The sequence below is a fragment of the Pseudomonas sp. WC1 genome (assembly GCF_050586565.1).
Classification (GTDB): domain Bacteria; phylum Pseudomonadota; class Gammaproteobacteria; order Pseudomonadales; family Pseudomonadaceae; genus Aquipseudomonas.
The window spans coordinates 46335-52632 of the sequence record NZ_JBOBDQ010000040.1 but is presented as its reverse complement, the minus strand read 5'-3'; the positions used below and the strand labels follow the sequence as shown (position 1 = coordinate 52632).

Genomic DNA, 6298 nt, shown 5'->3' with positions numbered 1-6298 from the left:
CACCGTCCGAGGCTGATGACAGCCTGCTTCGCCGCGATCTCCTGCCCCGAACGGGCCAGTTCATCCGCTGCCTGCAGCCAGCGCTGGCGATCCACCTGGGCCGGCAACTGTCGCGGCGATTGCACCAGCACCGCCCAACGCCCCTCCTTGCCCCACGCCGACTCGAAATCGTCGAAAGCCATCAACTGGCGCCGGTGCATGCCCGAGCGCAGCAATACCCGCTGCTTGTAGCGGTCATAGCCGATCAGCACGGCATAACGCGGCTCGCTCCACCACGCCGAACCTTCCTGATAACGCAGCAGCACCGGGTAACCGGCCGCCACCTGGGCGAGCAAGGCATCCAGGTGTTTGTCCAGCGGGTAGACGACCCTGCCGTATTCACGGGCAACCCGAGGGATGCCGGTTTCCAGCGAATCGGCGGCGGCAGGCAGGCCCAACGACTTGTCGAGCAGGCCCGGCGTGATCGGTGCGCCCTGCTGCGACAGCACGGCGGCCAGGGCCATCGAGCCACTGTGGTTGGCGTTGCCGCCGTAGAAGGGAACGCTGCTGATCTCGACCCGCTGCGGCAGGCCCTTGAGCGCGGCCGGTGGCGTGCCGGCGCAGCCGGACAGGGTCGCCGCCACCAGGCAGGCGGCCAGCAGGCGACGTGGGCCCTGGGCCCGAAACTTGGAGAGCTTTTGCAACGTGGACACTCGCTTGTTCCGCGGCCAGGCAGGCAGCGCCCGGCCAAGAAGCCGATCATAGGACGCCGGCGCCTGCGGGTATAGCCCGATGCGGGCTTGGAACGAAACGGCCCAAGGACTAGACCTTCGGTCAATGGAACGTCACAGCCGACAGGCTAGACTAAAGCAGTGTCTGGATGGCGAGCCTGGCTTGCCAGAGAGAAGGAGGCACGCATGAGCCTGACAATGGCGATTCTAATGCTGGTCGGCATGTGGCTGAGCGTCGCGGCCGCCATGCTCTGGGGCGTACTGCGCATCGTGCGCCGGCATGCACACCCACATCACCTGCCCCCTCAGGCCCTGGTCAAACCACAACCTGTGCGCCGTGCGCGTCGGCATGCCGGGGCCCATTGAGCTGAAGCTTTCCTGAAACGCATCGCGGGGCCAGCCCACCACCACAAGATCCATGTCCTGTGGCGGCGGGCTGGCCCCGCGATGGTTCACGCCAGATCAGCCCTCGGCAGCCTCACGCTTCAAGCGCGCCCGGCGGGCCATGATGTTGAGGATCTCGATCGCGGTCGAGAACGCCATGGCAGCGTATACGTAGCCCTTCGGCACATGGGCACCGAAGCCTTCGGCGATCAGCGTCATGCCGATCATGATCAGGAAGCCCAGGGCCAGCATCACCACGGTCGGGTTGTCGTTGATGAACTTGGCCAGCGGGTCGGCGGCCACCAGCATCACGATCACGGCACTGATCACGGCGATGATCATGATTGGCAGGTGCTCGGTCATGCCCACGGCGGTGATGATGCTGTCGATCGAGAAGACGATGTCCAGCAGCAGGATCTGGAAGATCGCCGCAGTGAAGCCGATGGTCACGACGTGGCCGGCCTTGGACTCTTCCTTGGCGCCATGTGGGTCGACACTTTCATGGATCTCCTTGGTCGCCTTCCACAGCAGGAACAGGCCACCGGCAATGAGGATCATGTCCTTCCACGAGAACGTGTGGCCGAACACCTCGACCACAGGCTCGGTCAGCTGGACGATCCAGGCCACGGTGCTGAGCAGCGCCAGGCGCATGACCAGAGCCATGCTGATACCGATGCGCCGCGCCTTGGAACGATAGGCCTCGGGCAGCTTGTTGGTGAGGATGGAGATGAAGATCAGGTTGTCGATGCCCAGCACGACCTCCATGGCCACCAGGGTGGCGAGGGCTACCCAGGCGGTGGGGCTTGCGGCGAGTTCCAGCAAATATTCCATTGGTCAGTCCTGCTCTCAGATGTCCTGGGTGTCTTTCTTGTCGTCTTCGGCCTTGGCTTTCTCGCCATCGCCACCGATGGCGTCGCTCAAGGCCTGCTGGGCGGCGTCATTGGTCTTGTCGATGGCCTGCTTGGCCGTTTCAGCCGCCTGGTCAAGCATCTGCTGGGCGGATTTCTCGGCCTGGTCGCAACCGGACATGGCAAACAGGGCCAGTGCCAGTACCAGCGGTGTGCCAATGGATTTGAGTTGTAGCATGAGGTCCTCGCTTGTCGAATGCCGGGCGGCGCGTCATGCGCCTGATGGGGTGGCATTCTAGAGGGACTGAAACATCCGGAAAATTCGTATTTTCAGCGTGTATACTTCGATTTTTCCGAATCGAGGCAGGCATGCTCAACTATCGCCAGCTCCACTATTTCTGGGCGGTGGCCAAGACCGGCAGTATCGCCCGCGCCAGCGAACAGCTCAACCTGACGCCGCAGACCATCAGTGGCCAGATCAGCCTGTTCGAGCAGACCTGGAATCTGGAGCTGTTCCAGCGCGTCGGGCGCCAGCTGGAACTGACCGAGACCGGGCGCCAGGCCCTGGCCTACGCCGAGCAGATGTTCCAGATCGGCGGCGAGCTGGAGGCCATGCTGCGCGCCGGGCCGCAGGAGCAGATCCTGTTTCGCGTGGGGGTGGCCGATGTGGTGCCCAAGTCCATCGTCTATCGCCTGCTGGCACCGACCATGGAGCTGGAGGAGGTATTGCGCATCAATTGCCGCGAGGACAAGCTCGAACGCCTGCTCGCGGACCTGGCGATCCAGCGCCTGGACCTGGTGATTTCCGACAGCCCCATGCCCAGCCACCTGGGCATCAAGGGCTACAGCCAGAAGCTCGGTGAGTGCGGCCTGAGCTTTTTTGCCACTCAGGCATTGGCCGAGCGCCTTGATCGCCCCTTCCCCGCCTGCCTGGACGACGCGCCGCTGTTGATCCCAGGCCAGGAAACCGTGCTGCGCAGCCGCCTGTTGCGCTGGCTGGCCGAGCAGCAGGTACAGCCGCGGATCGTCGGCGAATTCGACGACAGCGCGCTGATGCAGGCCTTCGGCCAATCGGGCAGCGGCATCTTCGTGGCCCCCAGCGTGATCGCCGAGGAGGTCTGCCGCCAGTACGGCGTGCGCCTGATCGGCCAGACCGAGGCGGTGAACGAGTCGTTCTACGCCATATCGGTGGAGCGCAAGGTCAAGCACCCGGGGATCCTGGCGATCACCGAAGGCGCGCGGCGGGAGTTGTTTCACTGGTAGGCCCGCGCCTACAGGAGCCAGCGCGGTCTGTGGTAAAGTCGCGCGCTTTCACGTAACTGGATTGCGCTGCACATGACCCCCATCCTCCGCCTCATCAACCGCACCGGCCTGGTGACGCAGATCTGCATCGGCCTGGTGGCCGGCATTGCCCTGGCCCTGCTCGCCCCCGCCGTGGCCCGCGAGCTGGGGTTCCTCGGCAAGGTCTTCGTCAGCGCCCTGAAGGCCGTGGCGCCGATCCTGGTGTTCATCCTGGTGATGGCCTCGATCGCCAACCATCGCCATGGCCAGGAAACCCATATCCGCCCGATCCTCTGGCTGTACCTGCTGGGCACCTTCGCCGCTGCGGTAGTGGCCGTGGTGGCCAGCATGCTGTTCCCGTCGAACCTGGTGCTGAGCACCGGCGAGGCCACGCTGAGCGCGCCCGGCGGCATCACCGAGGTGCTGCAGAACCTGTTGCTCAGCGCCGTCGACAACCCGATGAACGCACTGCTCAATGCCAACTTCATCGGCGTGCTGACCTGGGCCATCGGCCTGGGCGTGGCCCTGCGCCATGCCGGTGACACCACCCGCACCGTGGTCGAGGACCTGTCCAACGGCGTGACCCTGATCGTGCGCGTGGTGATCCGCTTCGCCCCGCTGGGCATCTTCGGCCTGGTCAGCGCCACCCTGGCGCAGTCAGGGCTGGATGCACTGCTTGGCTACCTGCACCTGCTGGCCGTGCTGATCGGCTGCATGCTGTTCGTGGCGCTGGTGATGAACCCGCTGATCGTATTCTGGAAGATCCGCCGCAACCCCTACCCGCTGACCCTGCTGTGCCTGCGCGAGAGCGGCATCACCGCGTTCTTCACCCGCAGCTCGGCAGCCAACATCCCGGTCAACCTGGCACTGTCGGAGAAACTCGGCCTGCACGAGGACACCTATTCGGTGTCGATCCCACTGGGCGCGACCATCAACATGGCCGGTGCGGCAACCACCATCACCGTGCTCACCCTGGCCGCCGTGCACACTCTGGGCATCCCGGTCGACCTGCCGACCGCGGTGCTGCTCAGTGTGGTGGCCGCGGTCTGCGCCTGCGGCGCCTCGGGCGTGGCCGGTGGCTCGCTGCTGCTGATCCCGCTGGCCTGCAGCCTGTTCGGTATCCCCAGCGAGATCGCCATGCAGGTGGTGGCGGTCGGCTTCATCATCGGCGTGCTGCAGGATTCGGCCGAGACCGCGCTGAACTCCTCGACCGACGTGCTGTTCACCGCCGCGGCCTGCCAGGCCATGGAGCGGCCCAGCACCTGAAGCCCCAGCCGTGCCAGCTCCCACGCCACAGGGGAGCTGGCTTGGCCGGCGACGCCAGCGGTGATTGCTTAAGCCCGGCGCTTTACCTAGGCTAAGGGCCTTTTCCTCGCAATGAGACAGGGCCATGTCAGAACACGAAACCACCCGCGAAGGCCGTTTCAACAGCATCGAGATCCGCGTGCTCGGTTCACTGATCGAGAAACAGGCCACCAGCCCGGAAACCTACCCCCTGACCCTCAATGCCCTGGTCCTGGCCTGCAACCAGAAGACCAGCCGTGAACCGGTGATGAACCTCTCCCCCGGCCAGGTCGGCCAGGCCCTGCGCGCCCTGGAGAACCAGGAAATGGCCCGCCTGCAGATGGGCAGCCGCGCCGACCGTTGGGAACAGCGGGTGGACAAGGGCCTGGAGCTGGTGCCGGCGCAGCTTGTGCTGATGGGCTTGATGTTCCTGCGTGGCCCACAGACCCTCAGCGAACTGCTGACCCGCAGCAACCGCCTGCATGAATTCGAGGATGTCGATCAGGTCCAGCACCAGCTCGAGCGCCTGGTCTCGCGGGGCCTGGCCTTGCACCTGCCGCGCCAGGCCGGCCAGCGCGAAGACCGCTACACCCACGCCCTGGGCGACCCGGCCGAGATCGAGGCGATCCTCGCTGCCCGCCAGCAGGAAGGCGGCACGCGCGCCAGCGCGGCGGACGAGCGCATAGAGGCGCTGGAAGCACGGGTGGCGGCGCTGGAGGCGCGCCTGGCCCAGCTCGAAGGTTGACTCAAGGCTTTTCGGCGTCGGGGAAGTTACGGCAACTCTTGCGTTCGGCCAGCTCCCGCTCACTGGGTCGCTGGTCGACGAACACAGTGCGGCCGTCGGCGTAGATTTCCAGGTAGCCCCAGTGCAGGTCCTGCTCGGTCTGCCCGGGCTTGGGCGGGACGAGCCACCAGGGTTCGCGGCTGATCAGGGTCATGGCGGGCTCCAGCGAATGTCTGGGGTAACTATAGACAGGCGTGCCAGGCGGGATTGTTCCTCCAAGAGCAATTATGAAGTGCCCAGGGCACCGATTCTCCCCGCCAGCCGACCGGACTACTCTCGGTTCTGCAAACCAAGCCCACCGACCTTGAGGATTGACCACGATGTCCCGCCCACCACTGCCCCCGTTCACCCGTGAAACCGCCATCGAGAAAGTCCGCCTTGCCGAAGACGGCTGGAACAGCCGCGACGCCGCCAAGGTGGCCCTGGCCTACACCACCGACACCCACTGGCGCAATCGCGCCGAATTCTGCAGCAGCCGCGAAGAGGCCCAGGCCTTCCTCACCCGCAAGTGGAACCGCGAGCTCGAATACCGCCTGATCAAGGAGCTCTGGGCCTTCACCGACAACCGCATTGCCGTGCGCTACGCCTATGAGTACCGCGACGACAGCGGCCAGTGGTACCGCGCCTACGGCAACGAGAACTGGGAGTTCGCCGAGGACGGCCTGATGCGCAATCGCCACGCCAGCATCAACGAACAACCCATCAGCGAAGCCGAGCGCAAGTTCCGCTGGCCACTGGGGCGCCGTCCGGACGATCACCCGGGCCTGAGCGACTTCGGCTTCTGAAGCCCGACACCGGATCAGCGGGGCCGCTCCACGGCCCCGTTTCAGGTTTGGGAAACGGACTACGCGGTCTGGGGAAACAGTGAGCGCAGCGCTGCCAGACTTTGCGGCGAATCCACTTCAGGACAGCCCGATGACCCTCCTTGATGCCTTTTTACAGCGTCGCCGATGGTGCCCGGACCGTGCTGGGCAAGGCCAGCCCCGGCGCAAGGTCCGGGTCGGCGA

Annotated in this window: 9 protein-coding genes; 5 read left to right on the top strand and 4 right to left on the bottom strand. The window is 65.4% G+C overall.

Features of this window, described 5'->3' with window-relative positions; genetic code table 11:
• Positions 1-692 (bottom strand): peptidase C39 family protein (locus ACQ4OD_RS18015; protein WP_177486045.1); only part of this gene is annotated, 692 nt, incomplete at its 3' end.
• Positions 693-896: 204 nt separating this feature from the next.
• Between ACQ4OD_RS18015 and ACQ4OD_RS18010 the strand changes: the two genes are divergently transcribed.
• Entirely contained in the window at positions 897-1076 is a 180-nt protein-coding gene (locus tag ACQ4OD_RS18010) for a hypothetical protein (protein WP_081941225.1), read from the top strand.
• Positions 1077-1172: 96 nt separating this feature from the next.
• On the opposite strand, the gene ACQ4OD_RS18005 is transcribed toward ACQ4OD_RS18010, so the two are convergent.
• Both ACQ4OD_RS18005 and ACQ4OD_RS18000 read right to left on the bottom strand, forming a co-directional pair.
• On the bottom strand, positions 1173-1925 hold the full coding sequence (locus tag ACQ4OD_RS18005; protein ID WP_102683332.1) for a TerC family protein: 753 nt from the start codon (positions 1923-1925) through the stop codon (positions 1173-1175).
• A 15-nt stretch (positions 1926-1940) separates the two neighbouring features.
• Entirely contained in the window at positions 1941-2180 is a 240-nt protein-coding gene (locus tag ACQ4OD_RS18000) for a hypothetical protein (protein WP_102683333.1), read from the bottom strand.
• A 131-nt stretch (positions 2181-2311) separates the two neighbouring features.
• On the opposite strand from ACQ4OD_RS18000, the gene nhaR reads away from it, so the two are divergent.
• The 3 genes from nhaR (at position 2312) to ACQ4OD_RS17985 (ending at position 5252) form a co-directional block, all read left to right on the top strand.
• Positions 2312-3205, top strand: coding sequence for a transcriptional activator NhaR (nhaR, locus tag ACQ4OD_RS17995; RefSeq protein WP_110698522.1), 894 nt, complete (start codon positions 2312-2314; stop codon positions 3203-3205).
• 72 nt (positions 3206-3277) lie between these two features.
• Positions 3278-4489: a serine/threonine transporter SstT gene (sstT, locus tag ACQ4OD_RS17990; RefSeq protein WP_430944691.1), complete on the top strand. Its 1212-nt coding sequence runs from the start codon at positions 3278-3280 to the stop codon at positions 4487-4489.
• Positions 4490-4613: 124 nt separating this feature from the next.
• On the top strand, positions 4614-5252 hold the full coding sequence (locus ACQ4OD_RS17985) for a YceH family protein (RefSeq protein WP_102683336.1): 639 nt from the start codon (positions 4614-4616) through the stop codon (positions 5250-5252).
• 1 nt (position 5253) lies between these two features.
• Here ACQ4OD_RS17985 and ACQ4OD_RS17980 read toward each other — a convergent pair whose 3' ends face one another.
• On the bottom strand, positions 5254-5445 hold the full coding sequence (locus ACQ4OD_RS17980) for a hypothetical protein (RefSeq protein ID WP_023631521.1): 192 nt from the start codon (positions 5443-5445) through the stop codon (positions 5254-5256).
• A gap of 166 nt (positions 5446-5611) precedes the next feature.
• On the opposite strand from ACQ4OD_RS17980, the gene ACQ4OD_RS17975 reads away from it, so the two are divergent.
• Positions 5612-6076: a DUF1348 family protein gene (locus ACQ4OD_RS17975; protein ID WP_046856235.1), complete on the top strand. Its 465-nt coding sequence runs from the start codon at positions 5612-5614 to the stop codon at positions 6074-6076.
• Positions 6077-6298 lie beyond the last annotated feature (222 nt).